Source organism: Micromonospora sp. CNZ322 (assembly GCF_007827755.1).
The window spans coordinates 67,686-85,873 of sequence record NZ_VITD01000016.1 but is presented as its reverse complement, the minus strand read 5'-3'; the positions used below and the strand labels follow the sequence as shown (position 1 = coordinate 85,873).

Annotated in this window: 11 protein-coding genes; 2 read left to right on the top strand and 9 right to left on the bottom strand. The window is 73.0% G+C overall.

Features of this window, described 5'->3' with window-relative positions; genetic code table 11:
• The first annotated feature begins 28 nt into the window (after positions 1 to 28).
• Complete coding sequence (locus FB453_RS28650) at positions 29 to 586, top strand: hypothetical protein (RefSeq protein WP_145795247.1); 558 nt, start codon at positions 29 to 31, stop codon at positions 584 to 586.
• 24 nt (positions 587 to 610) lie between these two features.
• Here the strand turns inward: FB453_RS28650 and FB453_RS34470 are convergent, their stop codons facing one another.
• The 5 genes from FB453_RS34470 to FB453_RS28630 all read right to left on the bottom strand — a co-directional run bounded on the left by FB453_RS34470 (position 611) and on the right by FB453_RS28630 (position 7,927).
• A complete protein-coding gene (locus tag FB453_RS34470; protein ID WP_186718614.1) occupies positions 611 to 760 on the bottom strand; it encodes a hypothetical protein in 150 nt (49 codons plus the stop codon).
• Positions 760 to 1,656, bottom strand: a complete 897-nt coding sequence (locus FB453_RS35165) for a hypothetical protein (RefSeq protein WP_145795245.1) — start codon at positions 1,654 to 1,656, stop codon at positions 760 to 762. Before FB453_RS35165 ends, FB453_RS34470 begins: the two co-directional genes overlap by 1 nt.
• A gap of 2 nt (positions 1,657 to 1,658) precedes the next feature.
• Positions 1,659 to 4,205 carry an FtsK/SpoIIIE domain-containing protein gene (locus tag FB453_RS28640; RefSeq protein WP_145795243.1) on the bottom strand — a complete coding sequence of 849 codons (2,547 nt, stop codon included), beginning with the start codon at positions 4,203 to 4,205 and terminating at the stop codon, positions 1,659 to 1,661.
• Positions 4,206 to 4,302: 97 nt separating this feature from the next.
• Positions 4,303 to 6,996 carry a type 1 periplasmic-binding domain-containing protein gene (locus FB453_RS28635; RefSeq protein ID WP_145795241.1) on the bottom strand — a complete coding sequence of 898 codons (2,694 nt, stop codon included), beginning with the start codon at positions 6,994 to 6,996 and terminating at the stop codon, positions 4,303 to 4,305.
• Between the two features lie 133 nt (positions 6,997 to 7,129).
• Complete coding sequence (locus FB453_RS28630) at positions 7,130 to 7,927, bottom strand: SGNH/GDSL hydrolase family protein (RefSeq protein ID WP_145795238.1); 798 nt, start codon at positions 7,925 to 7,927, stop codon at positions 7,130 to 7,132.
• 198 nt (positions 7,928 to 8,125) lie between these two features.
• Here FB453_RS28630 and FB453_RS28625 point away from each other — a divergent pair, with 198 nt between their 5' ends.
• Positions 8,126 to 9,658, top strand: a complete 1,533-nt coding sequence (locus FB453_RS28625; RefSeq protein WP_145795236.1) for a M1 family metallopeptidase — start codon at positions 8,126 to 8,128, stop codon at positions 9,656 to 9,658.
• Positions 9,659 to 9,738: 80 nt separating this feature from the next.
• Here FB453_RS28625 and FB453_RS28620 read toward each other — a convergent pair whose 3' ends face one another.
• From FB453_RS28620 to gltB, 4 genes are all read right to left on the bottom strand, one after another.
• Positions 9,739 to 10,254, bottom strand: a complete 516-nt coding sequence (locus tag FB453_RS28620; protein ID WP_145795234.1) for a hypothetical protein — start codon at positions 10,252 to 10,254, stop codon at positions 9,739 to 9,741.
• Between the two features lie 68 nt (positions 10,255 to 10,322).
• Positions 10,323 to 11,720 (bottom strand): MFS transporter, encoded by a 1,398-nt coding sequence (locus tag FB453_RS28615; RefSeq protein ID WP_145795231.1) that lies wholly within the window; start codon positions 11,718 to 11,720, stop codon positions 10,323 to 10,325.
• Between the two features lie 174 nt (positions 11,721 to 11,894).
• Positions 11,895 to 13,430, bottom strand: a complete 1,536-nt coding sequence (locus FB453_RS28610) for a glutamate synthase subunit beta (RefSeq protein ID WP_145795229.1) — start codon at positions 13,428 to 13,430, stop codon at positions 11,895 to 11,897.
• On the bottom strand, positions 13,423 to 18,126 hold the full coding sequence (gene gltB / locus FB453_RS28605; protein WP_145795227.1) for a glutamate synthase large subunit: 4,704 nt from the start codon (positions 18,124 to 18,126) through the stop codon (positions 13,423 to 13,425). The genes FB453_RS28610 and gltB overlap by 8 nt, the downstream gene beginning before the upstream one ends.
• Positions 18,127 to 18,188: the final 62 nt, after the last annotated feature.

Genomic DNA, 18,188 nt, shown 5'->3' with positions numbered 1-18,188 from the left:
TGGCAGCTGGCTGAGGGAGTGACGTGGCTTGACGGTTCAGAAGACAGACACGACAACGGCCAGTCGTGGTCGTCGGGCTCGCGCCTTTGGGCTGTCCGGCGGTCTCCTCGGGCTTCTCGCCCTCCTGCTCGTCGTCTCCGTCGCGACCGGTGACGGGCAGAGCATCCTCAGCAGCCTCCAGACATCGTCGTCGGCAACAGCCGCGCCCAGTCCGACTCCGGAATCTCGGGCACCGTTCTACCGGGCCTGCATCGCCAAGACCAAGGGCCACGACGCGTTGGTCTTCTTCCAACAGGACATCCCCGAGGGCCGGTGGGGAGAACCGCTGCGGGGCACTGCGTCGACGGCCGGTGAGGCGTACGTGCTGTGGCTCTTCGACGCTCAGTGTGAACCGCACCGGGCGATCGAGGTGCCACCGCGAACCAGTCGCACGTTCAAGGCCCAGCTGGGTCAGGTCTGGTACTACGCCGAGGCCTCAGCGGGGCGGCCCGCCGACGGCTGCGCCTGCCGCGTCTTCAGCCCTTCGAACAGCGGCGCCGAGCAGAGGTTCAGCGACGCCGGCAGCATCACCTACCACCTGGACTAGCCGGGAAGACCGACCGCGAGTCAGTCAGCCGCTCCGCTCAAGGGGATACGTCTGCACCTCGATCGGCACGACGCCACCACAGGCGAATTCCGGCACCCGGGCCGGGACGCCCGGCACGAACACGCTGACGACCGGCTGCGCCGCGAAGCGCAAACCGGACGCCAGGTCAGTCATCAGCGCAGGCCGCGGACCATCAGCAGGTACGCGCAGTAGGCCATCGGCACCACCAGGAAACAGATCAGGAACCCGAGCGGCAGGTACCGCGGCGGGGTACCGGCGACCATTGCCGGCCGCCCCCACCGGCCCAGCACCAGGTAGCCGCCGAAGAACGCCACCGCCGGCAACCCCGCGCAGATCCACGCACCGAGGGTGAACCCGTCGACCAGACCCACCCCGGAGGCGAGCACCAGGATCAGCACGAGCACGCCGGCCGCCGCGCCGCACCCGGCGTAGACGGCGACCGCCCGCGCCAGCGGTGACCACGTCGGCAGCAGCGCTGGCCGCTGGGCCAGCACCTCCGCCTGCTGCCCGTGCCGATCGGCCTCGTCGGCCATCCGCCGGGCCAGCTCCAACTCCACCGCCGGGTCGGCCGACGCCGCGCGCTGCGCGGGCACCCCGCCGCCCGCCGGGCTCACCGCCGTCGGCAGCGCCAGCCGCGCCTCCCCCGCAGGCAGTTGGGGGTACGCCCCGACCCCCGCCCGCCCCGGCGCGCCGGCTGCGCCGGCGGGTTCCCCGTCCCCGGTTCCGGGCACTGTGGGAGCGCCGGCAGCGAAGGGTGGGCCGGCGCTGGGCGCGGTGGGCGCCCCAGCGCCGGACGGCGGGCCGGGCCAGGCGGCGGTCTCACCCGGCGTCCCCGGGCCAGCGGCAGGGGCAGGGGGTGGTTGGTCGACGCCGATGGCTCGGCCGAGCTGGTCGAGGCGCTGGCCCTGGGCGGTCAGCCGCTGCTGGAGGTAGTCGACGGCGGCGTGCAGGTCGCGGCGGCGCGCGGACTCGGCGGCGGCGTGCTGTTCCCCGGCGCGGTGCTGCGCGGAGAGTTGCCGGGCCAGCGCCGCGTACTCCTCGAAGGACACTGTCACCGCTCCCCGTCGGGGTCGTGCCCGTCGCCGACGAACGGGACGATCAGCCGGGTGCGCTGGTCGTGCCGATCGATCAGCAGCGCCCGGTCGGGGCGGGGCGTGTAGGCCAGGTCGTGCGCTCCGAGGTGCATGGCCAGCTCGGCGCCGGGCACGTTGAGCGCGACCAGGCAGGCGACGTCGTCGCGGTTCTGGGTGCCGCCGAGGTCGTCGGCGAGCCGGCGCAGCCCCCGCCACCAGCCGAGCAGGTGCACCCCCTGCCCGGGGCCCTGGCGCAGGACGGTACGCAGGTCGTCCAGGCCGGAGCGGAACGTGCCGGGGTCGGTGGCCCCGAGGACGGACGCGGCGGCGTCCATGCCGAACACCACAAGGTATTCGCGGCCGGTGGGCTCGGCGGCCAGCGCGGCGATCCGGTCGCGCAGCCCTGCCGGGTCGAGGCGCTGCACCGGGTGGCCGTCGGCACGCAGCAGCGTCTCGGTGTCGTCGGCGACCGGGGCGGCGGCGGTGACCAGGCACGCCAGGTGAAAGCGGGCGTCGCCGGGGGTGTGCTGGCGGGCCAGGCTGAGCGTCGCGGCGCGCAGCACGTCCGCGCCGGTCGGTGCGGTGCCCACCACGGCGAGGTGCCGGCCGGGGGTGGTGTCCATCAGGAACAGTGCGGTGGTGCCGTGCACGTCGACGGTTCGGCCGACCAGGGCCATCGGGCGTCGACCACCGGGGCGCAACCCGGCGAACGTGCTGTCGTCCTCGATCCGCGCGGCTTCGTACCCCTTGAAGACCGCTGGGGCCCGCGAGCCCGGCGGGCGAGCCTGCCACAGGTCGTGGCGCAACGCGGCGAGGTCGGCCGCGGCGGCGTGCGCGTCGGGGAAGCGCAGCACGGTGTCGGTGCCGACCGCGCCGGCGGCGGTGTTGACCACGGCGGAGCCGACCGGCAGGGCCGCGGCGGCGTCGTTGAGCTGGTCGAGCACCCCACCGCCGCCGGGCAGCGCCACCCGCAACGCGAACTGCCCGAAGATGGCCTCGGCCCGCCCGTAGAGGGCTTCGATGCCGGTCATGCTCTGACTGGCGAGCACCAGGTGGATGCCGTACGAGCGGCCCTTGCGGGCCAACTCCTCCAGCAGGTCGACCGACTCGCGGGCCAGCGCGTCGTTGCCGGCGAGCAGCACGTGGAACTCGTCGATGACCGTCACGATGCGCGGCAGCGGATTGTCAGGGGGCAGGTCGGCGAGCTTGGTGACGCCGTGCCGCTTGAGTGCGGTGGCCCGGCGTTGCGCCTCCCGGCGCAGCTCGCGCAGCACGGCGAGACCGTACTCGCGGTCGGACTCGATGCCGACCGCGCGGGCGTGCGGGAGCCAGGACGGGTCCCGGCCGGTGGGCACGAACTCGGTGAAGCTCACGCCCTCCTTGAAGTCGAGCAGGTAGAGCTGCAACTCGGCCGGCGGGTAGCGGGCGGCCAACCCGTAGAGGACGTCGAGGAGGAAGACGGTCTTGCCGGCGCCGGTGCGCCCGCCGACCAGCCAGTGCGGGGTGGCATCGTCGAAGGCGAGCGTCAGCGCGGTGCCGAAGGCGCCACCGCCGCCGGCCCGGCCGATCACCGTACGCAGGCCGTTGCCGGCGGACTCGGCCCAGCGCCGTTCGGGCAGCAGGTCGGTGAAGGGCAACGCGTCGGCGCGACGGGTGGTGGTGCCGAGGTGCTCGGCGAGCGCGCGCACCGAGGCCGGCGGCGGGTCGCCGTCGAGCAGGACGGGTGCGGCGAGCCCGCTGCCGTCGGCGCTGAACGGGTTGCCAGGTGGGTCGCCGACGTGCGCGTACCCCTGGTTGAGCCGCACCGCTGTGGTGCCGCCCAGCGGCGGCGCGGTCTCGCCGGGCAGCCGGGACGGATGGCCGGCGAGCAGCACGCACACGGCGGCGGCCGGGCCGGCGTGGGTGAGCGCGGCGAGCCGGGCCAGCTCGCGCGGTGGCGGCGCGGCGGTGGCGACCACCACCAACAGGCGACGGGCGGCGGGCTGACAGTGCTGCGCCGCGCGGGCGTGCTGCTCGGCGGCGTCCAGCAGCGCGGCCACCTCGGCCTCGCCGGTGGCCGGCGGGTCGAGCACCCCGGCGTCGAGCAGTGGTCGCAGCGGGCCGAAGGTGGCGCCGAGCGCGGCGGTGTCGATGCCGGCGACGCGGACCTGACCGGGCGGCGCGGTGGCGACCAGCCGCAGCACCAGCGCCCGCAGCAGCCCGGCGACCTGCGGGGCCCGGGCGTCGGTGTCCAGGGCGAGGTGGTGGCCGCCGCCGAGCGGGACCAGCACCGGAAAGGTGCCCTCCGCTGTGGACGCCTCGCCGATCCGCACCGCCGCCGGCTCGTCGGTCAGCGGCGTGACACCCGGGGCGGGGGTTGCCAGGGCACCGCCGAGACGGGCGAGGCGGGTCACCAGGTCGTCGGCGCCGACCGGCGCGACGGCGGCCGGTGCCGCCCCCAGGACACTGCGGGCAGTGTCCAGATGCGCCCGAGCCGCCCGGTGGGAGCTGACCGCCTGCCCGAACGCCGACGCGAGCCTGCCCACCCTCTGCCCCCAACGCCACGGCCGTCTGGTCCCAGGAACCCTAACGGACACCGGCGGCACCCGGACAGTCCTGCGAGGACGTGTCACGCCGGGCCGGTCAGGCGGGGCCGCACGCCGTCGGGCCGGACGCGTCGGCCGCCCCGCAGCGGAACACCTCCACCGGCGCCCTCGCCACGTCGGGCACCTGCTCGACCCGCATCAGGGCCAGCCGCTTGTCGACCGGCTCACCCGAGTCGGGCGTGAACCGGATCAGCCCGGCCACCCCCGGGTAGCCCTGCCCGGCGTTCTGCCGGAGCACCTCCGCGTGCACGCCCACCGGGTTGACCGAATCCGGCTCCCAGCGTTGCCGGGGGTCGGCGTGGTGCAGCCGGGCGGCGAGGCTCTCCACCGCCCGGACCAGCATCATCGACGCGTCGTAGGCGAGACTGACCCGCTCGCCGACCTGCTCCTCGGAGCCCGGCCGGCAGCGCGGCGGGTCGAGCAGGTCGCCGGCCTGGATCCAGGACAGAAAGCTGGCCCGGGCGTCGTCGCGCCGGTCCTGGGCGGCCCGCAGCACCGCGCAGGTGGCCAGGGACGCCTTGGAGACGTACGTGACGGGCAGGTTGCCGGGCGCGGCGGCGCGCAGCCCCGGGTTGGCCATGTACCGGTTGGCCGAGTCGTCGGCGACGAGGTGCCGGGGCGGGTTGCCGCCGCACTCGCGCAGCGCCCGCAGGAAACCGTCGAACTCCGACCAACGACCGGCGTAGAAGAGCATCCCGGGGTAGCCGCACTCGTCGGTCAGCCGCTGCCCGGTGCGCCACTCGTCGAGGCGGGTGATCCGGGGGCCGAACTGTTGTCGGAGCCCGTCGACGAGGGTGCCCACGTAGAGGTCCTCGGTGAGTGAGCTGCCCTCCAGTGTGGTGTAGAAGACGTGCGCCTCGTTGACCTTCAGCACCTGCCTGGCGTACGCGTCGACCAGTTTCACCTGGTCCTTGTTCGGTGCGGAGATCTGGAGGTAGAGGCGGGAGTTGGCGTCCATCCTGTCGGCGGAGAGGGTGGGTGCCAGCACCGGCAGCCCGACCTGGTTCAGCTCGCGCAGCGCGCGGGCGGTGCTGGTGCGGCTCTCCACCAGCCCGACCACCCCGAGCACCGTGGGGTCGTCCCGGGCCAGCTCGGCCAGCATCGCCACGGCCCGGTCGGCGTAGATCATCTGGCGGCCACCGTTGGCCACCACGATCCGCAGCAGCGCGGCGCCGTCGGCCCCGGCCGACTCCTTCAGCAACGCGTACTGGGCGGTGGCCATCCCTTCGAGCTCCTCGCGCTCGGAGACGTACGACTCCTCGTCCGCGCGGGTCCGATTGCCGGTGAGGGTGCCGAGGTAGACCAGGGTGAGGAAGGGCCGTCGTCGGTCGCTGCGCTGCCAGACCTCCTCGGCGGCGCGGTTCTGCGCGAAGATGCGCTCCTGAACTGTACGCAGCCGGTCCTGGCCGGGGTCGTTGTTGAACACCTGCGCGGCGCTGTCGCTGTAGCCGACACACTCGCCGCTGCCGACCACCTCGACCGAGACCTGGCCGGTGAGCGAGGGGTGACAGCCCGGCCCCCACCGGCTGGCCACCCACAGGCCGAGCACCGCCACCAGCACCAGGCAGAGCGCCGTCGGCAGAAAGCGCCGCGACCACCACGGCGGGTCGGGCGCGGAGAAGGGCCGCAGCCCGCCACGTGACGGTGGGCCGTTGTCGGTCTCGTCGGGACGCAGCGCCACCAGCCAGGTGGCCGGGCGGCGCAGCCGTCGCATCTCCGGCAGCGCCCCGGCCCACTCGTCGTACGCCTCGTCGGCCTCGGTCAACGGATGCGGTTCCGGCAGGTCCGGTGGGGGTTGCCCACCGGACGCGACGATCAGCAGCGGGTCGTTGCGGCCGGTCTCGGTGCGGACGTCGCCGATCAGGCGGACCAGCTCCCCGCCGACGTTGCCGGGGGCGACGTTGTCGATCAGCAGAGCCGGGTACGCGGTGCGCCGCCAGTCCGACGGGCGCCACGGCCGACGCCGGTACGCCTGCCGCAGGTCCTCCAGAAACGCGTGCAGCAGCAGCTTGTTGACCTGGTCGGGTTGCTCCCCGTCGCGCCAGCCCGCGGTGAGGCGCTCGGCGAAGCCGAGGAAGGTGACCGACTGCCGGGGCGCCAGATACTGCTGGCGCATGAACCAGTTGTAGTGCCGCCCGAGCACCGGCACCCGACCGGAGACGGCGGCCCGGAAGACCACCCCCGGCACGGCACGGCGGACCAGCCAGAGCAGCACCTGCGAGACGATGCTGACCGCGTCGCCGCCGGAGGGCAACGCCTCCGGCGTGCGCGGGCCCTTGCGGTCGCGCAGCCGGCGGACCAGGGCGGCGCGGCTGTCGTCGGCGTCGATGCCTAGGTTGAGGCTCTGCTGCATCAGCCAGTCGGCGAGCGGATAGTGCCGGAAGCGCAGTCGGGCGGCGCCGAAGGCCTCCAGGGAGAGTTGCCGGTGCAGCTCGCGCAGCAGCGCCGGCACGTCCCCGGCGCCGGGCGGCGCGTCGGCGTCCAGCACGGCGTGCGGGACCCGCCGCCGGGGGCCCTGGCCGAGGAACCGGCGCAGCGGCACCATCAGATCCGCGGTGTCGGAGCGGACCAGCCACAGCAGCGGCAGCCGGCGGTCACCACGACGGGGTCGCCGCAACAGCCGGGCGAGCAGCGTGAACAACTCCAGCCCGCCGGCCGGCAGCCGTTCCCGACCCGCTGTCGACTGCCTCTGCCCGGTCAACTCCCGCCCGGGAACCTCCGACCGTCGCATGCATCACCTCCGATCCCACTCAGTGTGACGCATCATGTACAGGCGGGCGCCGGCCGGCGGCCGAGCGCCACAGGGGACGCTCGACCTCCGGCCGGTACGGGTACGACGGTGTGGATCCGGTGCTGTGCTCAGGTCAGCCGGTGACGGCGTTCAGCGCCGGCAGGTATCCGTAGCGGTAGCCGTCGGCGTCCGGGTGGTACGCCTCGATGAGCCCGGAGATGTCGTTGATCCACGGGTCGCCGGCGCAGACGCCGTGTCCGGCGAAGGTGCGCCGGGTGTCGGCGAAGGTGGCGCCTGCCGCGCTGGCCCGGCCAGCCGTGACCGAGGCGAGCACGTCGGCGGCCTCGTTGAGGATGGTGCGCTTGTAGGTGCTCATCGCCAACCACCCGCAGGAGCCGGCCTCGAACAGTCGCGGGTAGCCGAGGACGATCAGCCGGGCGTTGGGCGCCCGGTTGCGGATGGCGGCGTAGGTGGCGTCCAGCCGGGCGGGCAGCGTCGTGGTGGCGAAGTTCTTCGCGGTGTTGACGGCGTTGGTGCAGGACGAGGTGCTGCCGAACCGGCAACTGGTGATGACGTTGACGAAACCGGCGTCGTTGCCGCCGATGGTGATGGTGACCAGCGTGGTGCTGGCGCTGAGCGCGCTGACCTGGTCGTTGAGCACGTCGGCGGTGACCGCGCCGCCACAGGCCTGGAAGTTGAAGCTGGTCACGCCATGGGCGGCCGCCCAGAGCGGTGCGTACGACTTCTGGCTGCGCAGGCAGCCGGACGAGTCGTAGGGGCCAGCGCCGACGCCGGAGGAGTACGAGTCGCCGAGCGCGACGTAGTTGACGGCGGCGGCGTGGGCGGCGCCGGGCACGAGCACCACGCCGAGGGCGGCGGTGAGGAGTGCGACCAGCACGGCCAGGACGCGGGCGAGCGGGCGGTGGGGCATGAGGGACCTCCACAGGACAGGGGTGGTGGGATCCTGCGACCGCGCGTGGCCAGGGATGATCTGTTGTTACTAGTCGGTAATGCTATCGAAACATGCAGATCAATGGAATGGCTGGACGGCACCGCGTGCCGGGCCGGCGACGTTCACAGTTGTCGATTAGGTTGGCCTGGCGAACACCCGATGGAGGGAGTCCACCCCGTGCGACGAGTCCTCACGGCGGCCACCACCGCCCTGACCCTCACCACCGCCGGCACCATGCTCGCCGGCACCCCCGGCCAGGCCGCCCCGACGGGCTGGGGCCGTCCGGTCGTCTCCGCCGCGCCGCAACCCGGCGCGCCCGGACTGGGCGACAGCTACTTCCCCGACTACGGCAACGGCGGCTACGACGTCGAGCACTACGACGTCCGGCTGCGCTACGAACCGGCCACCGACCTGCTCACCGGCACCACCACCATCCTCGCCACCGCCACTGCGGACCTCTCGACGTTCAATCTGGACTTTCTGCTCGACGTCGAGTCGGTCCGGGTCAACGGTTGGGCGGCGAGCACCAGCACCGCGGGGGCGCACGAGTTGGTGGTCACCCCGGCCCGAACGGTGACCCGGGGCCAGCAGCTCACCATCGTCGTGCGCTACTCCGGTGTCCCGTCGGAGGCCCTGGTCAACGGCTACACCGGCTGGACGCGTACCGACGACGGCGCCCTCGCCGTCAACGAACCCGAGTCGGCGTGGTGGTGGTTCCCGAGCAACGACCACCCACTGGACAAGGCCACCTACGACATCTCGGTGTCGGTGCCCACCGGCGTCGAGGTGATCAGCAACGGCGTGCAGCCGAGGCCACCGCTGGCCGAGGCTGGCAACCGCACCCGGTGGATCTGGCGGACCACCTCCCCCACCGCCACCTACCTGGCCTTCATGGCCATCGGCCAGTACGACATCGTCACCGACACCGCCCCGAGCGGCCAGCCGGTGATCAACGCGTACAGCACCTCGCTGGGCGCCCTCGGGCCGGCCGCGCGGGCCAGCATCGAGCGGACCGCCGAGATCCTCGACTGGGAGAGCGGGATCTTCGGCCCGTACCCGTTCGAGGCGCAGGGCGGCGTGGCCGGGCCGATCGACGGCATCAGCTTCGCCCTGGAGACGCAGACCCGACCGGTGTACGGGCCGGGCTTCTGGCGACGCGGCGCCAACACCTACGTGGTGACGCACGAGTTGGCCCACCAGTGGTTCGGCGACTCGGTCTCGGTGGCCGACTGGCGCAACATCTGGCTCAACGAGGGCTTCGCCTCGTACGCCGAGTGGCTCTGGTCGGAGGAGCAGGGCGAGGGTACCGCCCAGGAGGTCTTCGACTTCACCTACGCCAGTTACCCGGCCGACGACGAGTTCTGGCAGGTGCTGCCCGGTGACCCGGGCGCCGCTCGGGTCTTCGACAACGCCGTCTACGACCGGGGCGCGATGACCCTGCACCAGCTGCGGCTGGCCGTCGGCGACGACGCGTTCTTCGAGATCCTGCCGACCTGGACCGCCGAGCGCCGCTACGGCAACGGCACCATCGAGCAGTTCCAGGCCCTGGCCGAACGGATCTCCGGGCTGGACCTGGACGACCTGTTCACCACCTGGCTGTTCACCGCCGGCCGACCCGAGGTGGCCAGCGCCGCCCGTAAGGCGGCCCCGCCGACCGAGCCCAGGTCCTGGGCCAAGATCCGCGAGTCGCACCATCTGATGTCGCACTAGGACCCAACGTCGGCCGGAGGCACCCGTCGCGCAGGCGGGGGTCTCCGGCCGACGTTGTCCAGCCGCCTACCGGGACGCGCTCACGGAACCGACGGGGCGCCTGTCGCCTCCGCCGTGCTCGCCTCGACGGCGCGGATGTGCCGGTACGCGAACCAGAGCGGCGGGAACGCCCCGACCGCGAAGGACAGGTCGACGACCGTCCAGAACCAGGGGATGTCCCGGATCGGGCCGCAGATCAGCGCCAGCGGGACGATGCCGGCGCAGGCGATCATGCCGACCTGCACCACCCAGACGTTGCGCACCGGGTCGCGCAGTGGCCCCCAGAAGGCCACTGCCAGCACCAGGTGGGCGAAGGCCAGCCAGTCGGTGCCGTAGAGCAGGAACGGGTAGTCCTCCCCGGCCGTCACGAGCCCGGTGTGCACCCGCTCGATCCAGGCGACCAGTGCGGGGAGTTGGCCGGCGAGCGGATCCAGTGCGCGCAGCAGCCAGCGCACCTCGATCTCCAGCGGAAACGCTGTGACGCCACTCAAAAAGAGCCCGATCAGCACGATCCACAGCCATCGGCGGGTTCGCCGTAGCCGCTCCTCAATGTCCATGATCGCAGCGTAGCGATGATCTTCAGGTCGCCCTGTCCCGAAAGCGGGCCGCCGGGGTGACAGCTGTCTCAGCGGTTCGCCACCGGCCCCGCGGTGACCAACTCCCGGAGCCGGACCCCACCCGACCGCACCGCACCGGCTTCGGTGGGCGCGATGACGCAGACCGCACCGCTGGGCCGGACGATGCGGGCGGCCCGGAACGCCGCTCGTCGTACCGGATGGCGGGGTCGCGGAACGACAAGCGCGAGAGTTGCCGCGCGGCCGCGCTGGCGGTCCAGGGCGACGCCCGCCGCCGTCGTGGCGATCGCCGCTGCGGCTCCGGCGAGGACGAGCGTCTGCCGGGGCCCGGCGTGTTCGGCGAGCCAGCCGAGCAGCGGGGCGCCGACCGCGGCGGAGACGGAGCCGGTGACCGCCAGGGCGGCGAGCACCCGGCCCCGCATCGCGCCGTCGGTGTCGAGTTGGGCGCGGGTGCCGACGGTGGTGTCGATGACCACCGCGGCGGCGGCGATCGGCAGGATCACCGCGGCGAAGCTCCAGGTGCCCGGTGCGAGGCCGGCGACGATCTGCAACCCGCTGGCGAGCAGGCCCGCGACGACGAGCGTCCGGTAGCCCAGGGAACGTCGCCGGGCCGCGACGAGCGCGCCCACCACCGTTCCGACAGCGAACACTGTCGACAGCAGGCCGTACCCGGAGGCGCCGGCGTCCAGCGGCCCGTCGCTCATCGCGGCCATGGTCACCTGGTAGTTGCGGCCCAGGCTGCCGAGCACGAACGACAGGGCGAGCGCGAGGAGCAGCACCGGCTGCCCGCGCAGGTAGGCGAACCCGGCGCGGACACCGTCCCGGGCCCGGCCGGCGTCCGGGACCGGGAGGCCGGGCACGGCTCCCGGGCGTACGGCGAACAGCGCCATCACCACGGCGGCGAAGCTGGCCGCGTTGATGCCGAATAGCAGGGCGGGTCCGACGGCGGCCACCACCACGGCGCCGAGGCTCATGCCGAGGATGCGGCCGGCGGAGTTGGTGAGCGAGCCGAGCGCCAGCGCGTTGCCCAGCGTCTCCCGGTCGACGAGGCTGGCGGCCCAGCGCCCCATCACCGGGCCTTCGATCGCCGAGACGGCACCGCTGGCCAGCGAGATCGCGAAGATCAGCGGCAGGCCGCCGACCCCGGTCAGGGCGACCGCCGCGAGTCCGGCGGCGAGTGCGGCGTGGGCGCCCTGGGCGGCGATCAGCAACGGGCGGGCGGGCAGCCGGTCGGCCAGCACGCCACCCCAGACGCTGAGCAGCAACGTGGGCGCCGCCTGGAGCAGCACGGCGAAGCCCATGGACGTCGCCGAGCCGGTCTCCTTCAGGACGTACCAGTTGACCCCGAGGACCTGCATCCAGGTGCCGATGACGGAGACGAAACCGGCGAGGGCCCAGATCCGGTAGTTGCGATGTCGCAACGCGGCGAAGGTGGCACCTCTGGCCACGACGAACCTCCAGCGATCGGCAGCATGATCATTCACACCGATCGCGGCGCGGTTCGGCAGCCGGTAAGTCTTGCCGGCTTAAACCTATTTGCCCACATTTGTGAGCGGCTTCACCAGCGGGAATGTCCGGCCGGTGCGGCAGCGGACCTGCCGCACCGACCGGACGCCCGCGACTCAGCGAGCGGCGAGAGCCTGCGTGGCCGGGCCCACCGGGGCCGGCAACGCACCGACACCGCCCAGATAGCCGTGGATGGCGGCGGCGACCGCCCGCCCCTCGGCGATGGCCCAGACGATCAACGAGGCCCCCCGGTGCATGTCACCGGCCACGAACACCCCGTCGGCGTCGGTCTGCCAGTCGTCGTTGGCGTCGATGGCGCCCCGAGGGTTGCGGGCCACGCCGAACTGGGCCAGCAGCGGCTGCTGCTCGGTGCCCTCGAAACCGATCGCCAGCAGCACCAGATCGGCCGGCAACTCGCGCTCGGAGCCCGGCACCACCGTGACGACCCGCCGGCCGTCGCGTTTCTCCACTGTCACCTCGGCGATCCGCACCGCCCGCACCTGGCCGGTGCCGTCGTCCACGAACTCCTGCACCGCCACGGCGAAGACCCGCTCGCCACCCTCCTCGTGCGCCGGGTAGCTGCGCAGCACCCACGGCCAGGTCGGCCACGGGTCCCGTGCCTCGTCGCGCTCGTGCGGCGGCTGCGGGTACAGGTCGAGCTGGTGCACGCCCGCCGCGCCCTGGCGGTGCGCGACGCCGAGACAGTCGGCCGCCGTGTCACCGCCGCCGATGATCACCACGTGCTTGCCGGCCGCGTCGATCGGCGTGCCGTCCGGCAACACCGCCGGCGCCAGCCGACGCTCGGCGGTGGCCACCACGCCGGCCTGGTCGGTGGCCGCGGTGGCGACCGCGCGATTCGCCGCGACCAGGTGCGCCATCGCCTGGTGTACGCCCCGAAGCGCCCGCCCCGGGGTCTCCGGCGTGTCCCGGCCCTGCAACGCCCCACAGGCCAGCAGCACCGCGTCGTGCTCGGCGCGCAACTGCTCGGCGGTCACGTCCACCCCGACGTTCACGCCGGTGCGGAAGTGCACCCCCTCGGCGGTGAGCTGGGCCAGCCGGGCATCGATGTGCCGCTTCTCCAACTTGAAGTCGGGAATGCCGTACCGGAGCAGGCCACCGATCGCGTCGTCGCGTTCGTACACCGTCACCGCGTGACCGGCGCGGACCAGCTGCTGTGCGGCGGCGAGACCGGCGGGCCCGGAGCCGACGACGGCGACCGACCGGCCCGACGGCGCCGGCACCGGACCGGGGGTGAACCCCCGCGCCGCGGCGGCGTCGGCAATCTCCACCTCGACCTGCTTGATGGTCACCGGTTGACCGCCGGAGATGCCGAGCACGCAGGCCGCCTCGCAGGGCGCCGGGCAGAGCCGGCCGGTGAACTCCGGGAAGTTGTTGGTCGCGTGCAGCGACTCCACAGCGGCGTCCCAGTTGCCGGTACGCACCAGGTCGTTCCAGTCCGGGATGCGATTGCCCAGCGGGCAGCCGTCGTGGCAGAACGGGATGCCGCAGTCCATGCATCGCGTGGCCTGCTCACGGACCAGTTCCTCACCGGCCGGCGGGTACACCTCCCGCCAGTCGCTGATCCGCACCGGCACCGGGCGGCGGGCCGGCAACCGCCGGTCGTAGCGCAGGAAACCGTTCGGGTCAGGCACGTGCCACCTCCTGGGCAGCCACCCGCGGAGCGGGCGGCACCGGCGCGGCGGGCGCGCTGAGCGCGCCCATCACCGCGTCGTCGACGTCGCGGCCGGCTGCTTCGGCGGCCCGCATGATCTCCAGCACCCGGCGGTAGTCGCGAGGTACCACAGCGGTGAACTCGGCCACCGCCTCCGGCCACCGCTTCAGCAGCTCCTCGGCGACCGCCGACCCGGTCTCGGCCACGTGCCGTTGGACCAGCTCGTGTAGCAGCGACTGCTCCTGCTCGCCCAGCGGCAACAGGTCGACCAGCTCCACGTTGACGCGGGCCCGGTCCAGGTGGTGCACGTACGCCGTGCCACCGGACATGCCCGCCGCGAAGTTCCGGCCGGTCGCGCCCAGCACCACCACCGTGCCGCCGGTCATGTACTCGCAACCATGGTCGCCGACGCCCTCGACCACGGCGATCGCGCCGGAGTTACGGACCGCGAACCGCTCCCCCACCCGGCCGCGCAGGAAGACCTCGCCCGCCGTGGCCCCGTACAGGATGGTGTTGCCGGCGATGATCTGATCCTCGGCCCGCTGGCCCGGCTCGGCATCCGGGTCGAGGAACGGCGCGGCGGCGTCCGGACGGGCGATGAGCCGACCCCCGGAGAGGCCCTTGCCCACGTAGTCGTTGGCGTCGCCGTGCAGGCGCAGGGTCACCCCGCGCGGCAGGAACGCGCCGAACGACTGCCCAGCCGTGCCGTGCAGCACGAACTCGATGGTGTCCTCGGGAAGGCCGGCGCCGCCGAAGCGACGGGTCACCTCACCGCCGAGCATCGCGCCGACGCTGCGGTGCTCGTTGCGCACCGCCACCTCGACCCGCACCGGCGCCCCGTCCGTCAGAGCCGGACGGGCCAGCGCGATCAGCTCGTTGTCGAGCGCGTGCTCCAGGCCGTGATCCTGCGCGCGGACCCCACGTCGGGCCGCGCCGGCGGGCAGCTCCGGCAGGTGCAGGACGGGCGCCAGGTCCAACCCGTGCGCCTTCCAGTGCGTCAGCGCCGGGGCCACGTCGAGCACCTCGGACTGCCCGATCGCCTCCTCGATCGACCGGAAACCCAGCTCGGCCAGGTACCCCCGGACCTCCTCGGCGAGGAAGAGGAAGAAGTTCTCCACGAACTCCGGCTTGCCGGTGAAGCGCTCCCGCAGCACCGGGTTCTGGGTGGCGATGCCGACCGGGCAGGTGTCCAGGTGGCAGACCCGCATCATCACGCAACCCTCGACGATCAGCGGCGCGGTCGCGAAGCCGAACTCCTCCGCGCCGAGCAGCGCCGCGATCAGCACGTCCCGGCCGGTCTTGAGCTGGCCGTCGACCTGCACCGTGACCCGGTCGCGCAGCTTGTTGAGCAACAACGTCTGCTGCGCCTCGGCCAACCCCAGCTCCCACGGGGTGCCGGCGTGCTTGAGCGAGTTCATCGGGGAAGCGCCCGTGCCGCCGTCGTGGCCGGAGATCAGGATGACGTCCGCCTTGAGCTTCGCCACCCCGGCGGCGACGGTGCCGACGCCGACCTCGCTGACAAGCTTGACGTGCACCCGGGCCGCCGGGTTGACGCACTTCAGGTCGTGCACCAACTGGGCGAGGTCCTCGATGGAGTAGATGTCGTGGTGCGGCGGCGGGGAGATCAGACCCACGCCGGGGGTGGCGTGCCGGGTCCGGGCGATCCACGGCCACACCTTGTTGCCGGGCAGCTGACCGCCCTCGCCCGGCTTGGCACCCTGGGCCATCTTGATCTGGAGGTCGTCCGCATTGACCAGGTATTCGCTGGTCACACCGAAACGGCCGCTGGCGATCTGCTTGACCGCCGAACGCCGGGCCGGGTCGTGCAGCCGCTCGACGTCCTCGCCGCCCTCACCGGTGTTGGACTTGCCGCCGAGCCGGTTCATGGCGATGGCGAGCGTCTCGTGCGCCTCCGCCGAGATCGACCCGTACGACATGGCGCCGGTGGCGAACCGCTTGACGATCTCGGTGGCCGGCTCGACCTCCTCGATCGGCACCGCCGGACGGAGCCCGGTGCGCACTGTGAACAACCCGCGAAGCGAGCCGGCCTGCGCGGCGAGCGCGTCGACCTTGGCGGTGTACTGCCGGAAGACGTCGTACTGCCGGCTGCGGGTGGCGTGCTGAAGCAGGAAGACCGTCTCCGGGTTGAACAGGTGCAGCTCACCCTCGCGGCGCCACTGGTACTCGCCACCGACCTCCAACCGGTCGGAGGTGGCGGTGCCGGCCGGCGGCCAGGCCAGCGCGTGCCGGGCGGCCACCTCGGTGTGCACGCCGGCGAGACCCACCCCGCCGATGCGGCTCGGGGTGCCCCGGAAGTAGCGCTCGACCAGCCGGCTGTCCAGGCCGACCGCCTCGAAGACCTGCGCACCGCAGTACGAGGAGACCGTCGAGATGCCCATCTTGGACATGATCTTCAGGACGCCCTTGCCGAGCGCCTTCGCGTAGTTGCGCACCGCGGCGGCCGGCTCCACCCCGGCCAGCGCGCCAGTGTGGATCATGTCCTCGACCGACTCGAACGCCAGGTACGGGTTGACCGCCGCCGCGCCGTAGCCGATCAGCACCGCCGCGTGGTGCACCTCCCGGCAGTCCCCGGACTCGACGATCAGCGCCGCCCGCGTACGGGTCTGCTCGCGGACCAGGTGCTGGTGCACGGCGGCGGTGAGCAGCAGCGACGGAATCGGCGCCAGGTCGGCGTTGGAGTCCCGGTCGGAGAGCACCAGGATGCGCACGCCGTCCTCGATCGCCTCGGAGACGTGCCGACAGATCTCGGTCAGCCGCGCCTTGATTCCGGCGGCGCCCTCCCGGATCCGGTACAGCCCCGAGACCCGGACCGCCTTGAAGCCGGGCAGGTCGCCGTCCTCGTCGATGGAGAGGATCTTCGCCAGCTCGTCGTTGTCGATGATCGGGTGCGGGAGCACGATCTGCCGGCAGCTCGCGGCGCCCGGGTCGAGCAGGTTGCCCTCCGGCCCGATGGTCGACGCCAGACTGGTCACCAGTTCCTCCCGGATGGCGTCCAGCGGCGGGTTGGTGACCTGGGCGAAGAGCTGGTGGAAGTAGTCGTAGAGCAGCCGCGGCCGGGTCGACAGCGGCGAGATCGGGGTGTCCGTACCCATCGAGCCGAGCGGCTCGGCGCCGGTGCGGGCCATCGGCCCGAGCAGGATCTTCAGCTCTTCCACTGTGTAGCCGAAGGTCTGCTGCCGGCGGCGCACCGAGTCGTGCGTGTAGACGGTGTGTTCGCGGGCCGGCAGGTCGTTCAGCTCGATCAGCCCGGCGTGCAGCCACTCGCCGTACGGCTGGGCGGCGGCCAACTCGGACTTGATCTCCTCGTCGTGCACGATCCGCCCGGCCACGGTGTCGACCAGGAACATCCGGCCCGGCTGGAGTCGCCCCTTGGCGACCACGTGGGCCGGGTCCAGGTCGAGGACGCCCGCCTCGGAACCGAGCACCACGAGGCCGTCGTCGGTCTGCCACCAGCGCCCCGGGCGCAGCCCGTTGCGGTCCAGCACCGCGCCGACGATCTCGCCGTCGGTGAAGGCCACCGACGCCGGACCGTCCCACGGCTCCATCAGGCTGGCGTGGAAGCGGTAGAAGGCGCGCTTGGCCGGGTCCATCCCCGGGTCGTTCTCCCAGGCCTCGGGGATCATCATGAGCACCGCGTGCGGCAGGCTCCGCCCGGCCAGGTGCAGCAACTCCAGGACCTCGTCGAAGTTCGCCGAGTCGGAGGCGGCGGGGGTGCAGACCGGGAAGACCCGCCGTATGTTGCCCGGCACGTTCGGCGAGCGCAGGAGCGCCTCGCGGGCCTGCATCCAGTTGCGGTTGCCCCGGATCGTGTTGATCTCGCCGTTGTGGGCGATGAACCGGTACGGGTGCGCCAGCGGCCAGGACGGGAAGGTGTTGGTGGAGAAGCGGGAGTGCACCAGCGCGATGGCGCTGTCCACCCGCTCGTCGCGCAGGTCCGGGTAGAACGCCGGCAACTGGTCGGGCGTGAGCATGCCCTTGTAGACCATGGTGCGGCTGGACAGCGACGGGAAGTACGCCGGAACGCCGCGCTCGGCGGTCTCCCGTTCGGCCTGCTTTCGCAGGCAGAACGCCACCCGGTCCAGCTCGATGCCGCGCAGCGGGGAGCCGGCCGGCCCGTCGGGCGCGTCGGTGAGGCGGTGCGCGGCCAGGAAGAGCTGCCGCACCCGGGGCATCGCCGCGAGGGCGGTCTCGCCCAGGTCACTCGGATCGATCGGCACGTCCCGCCAGCCGAGCAGGTCGGCGCCCTCGACCACTGCGTACTTCTCGACCACCCGGCGGGCACGCGCCTCGGCGGCATCGTCGTCGGGAAGGAAGACCAGCCCCGTGGCGTACTCGCCCGCTGGGGGAAGCGCGACGTCGGCCACCGCGCGCAGGAACGCGTCGGGCACCTGGATCATGATGCCGGCGCCGTCGCCGGTGTTCGGCTCCGCGCCACGGGCGCCCCGGTGGTCCAGCCGACAGAGCGCGCCGAGCCCATTGGCGACGACCGAGTGTGAACGCCGGCCGTGCAGGTCCGCCACGAAGGCCACGCCGCAGGCATCGTGCTCCTGCGCTGGGTCGTAGAGGCCCTGGGCGGACGGACGGGGGTGGGGCGTCGGGGACGCCTGCGGGCTGTGCGGGTGCGGCTGTTCTGTGTCCGCGTACGGCTGAGCCACCGGGCCTCCTGTCGTCACTCAGGTTGGATCATGGTGGGGACGACGTCGGCCCGTGGGTCTAT

Coding starts and splice junctions, on each gene's coding strand:
- FB453_RS28635 (WP_145795241.1), bottom strand. CDS start 6,996: ATGCGACGGTCGGAGGTTCCCGGGCGGGAGTTGACCGGGCAGAGGCAG.
- FB453_RS34470 (WP_186718614.1), bottom strand. CDS start 760: ATGACTGACCTGGCGTCCGGTTTGCGCTTCGCGGCGCAGCCGGTCGTC.
- FB453_RS28630 (WP_145795238.1), bottom strand. CDS start 7,927: ATGCCCCACCGCCCGCTCGCCCGCGTCCTGGCCGTGCTGGTCGCACTC.
- FB453_RS28620 (WP_145795234.1), bottom strand. CDS start 10,254: ATGGACATTGAGGAGCGGCTACGGCGAACCCGCCGATGGCTGTGGATC.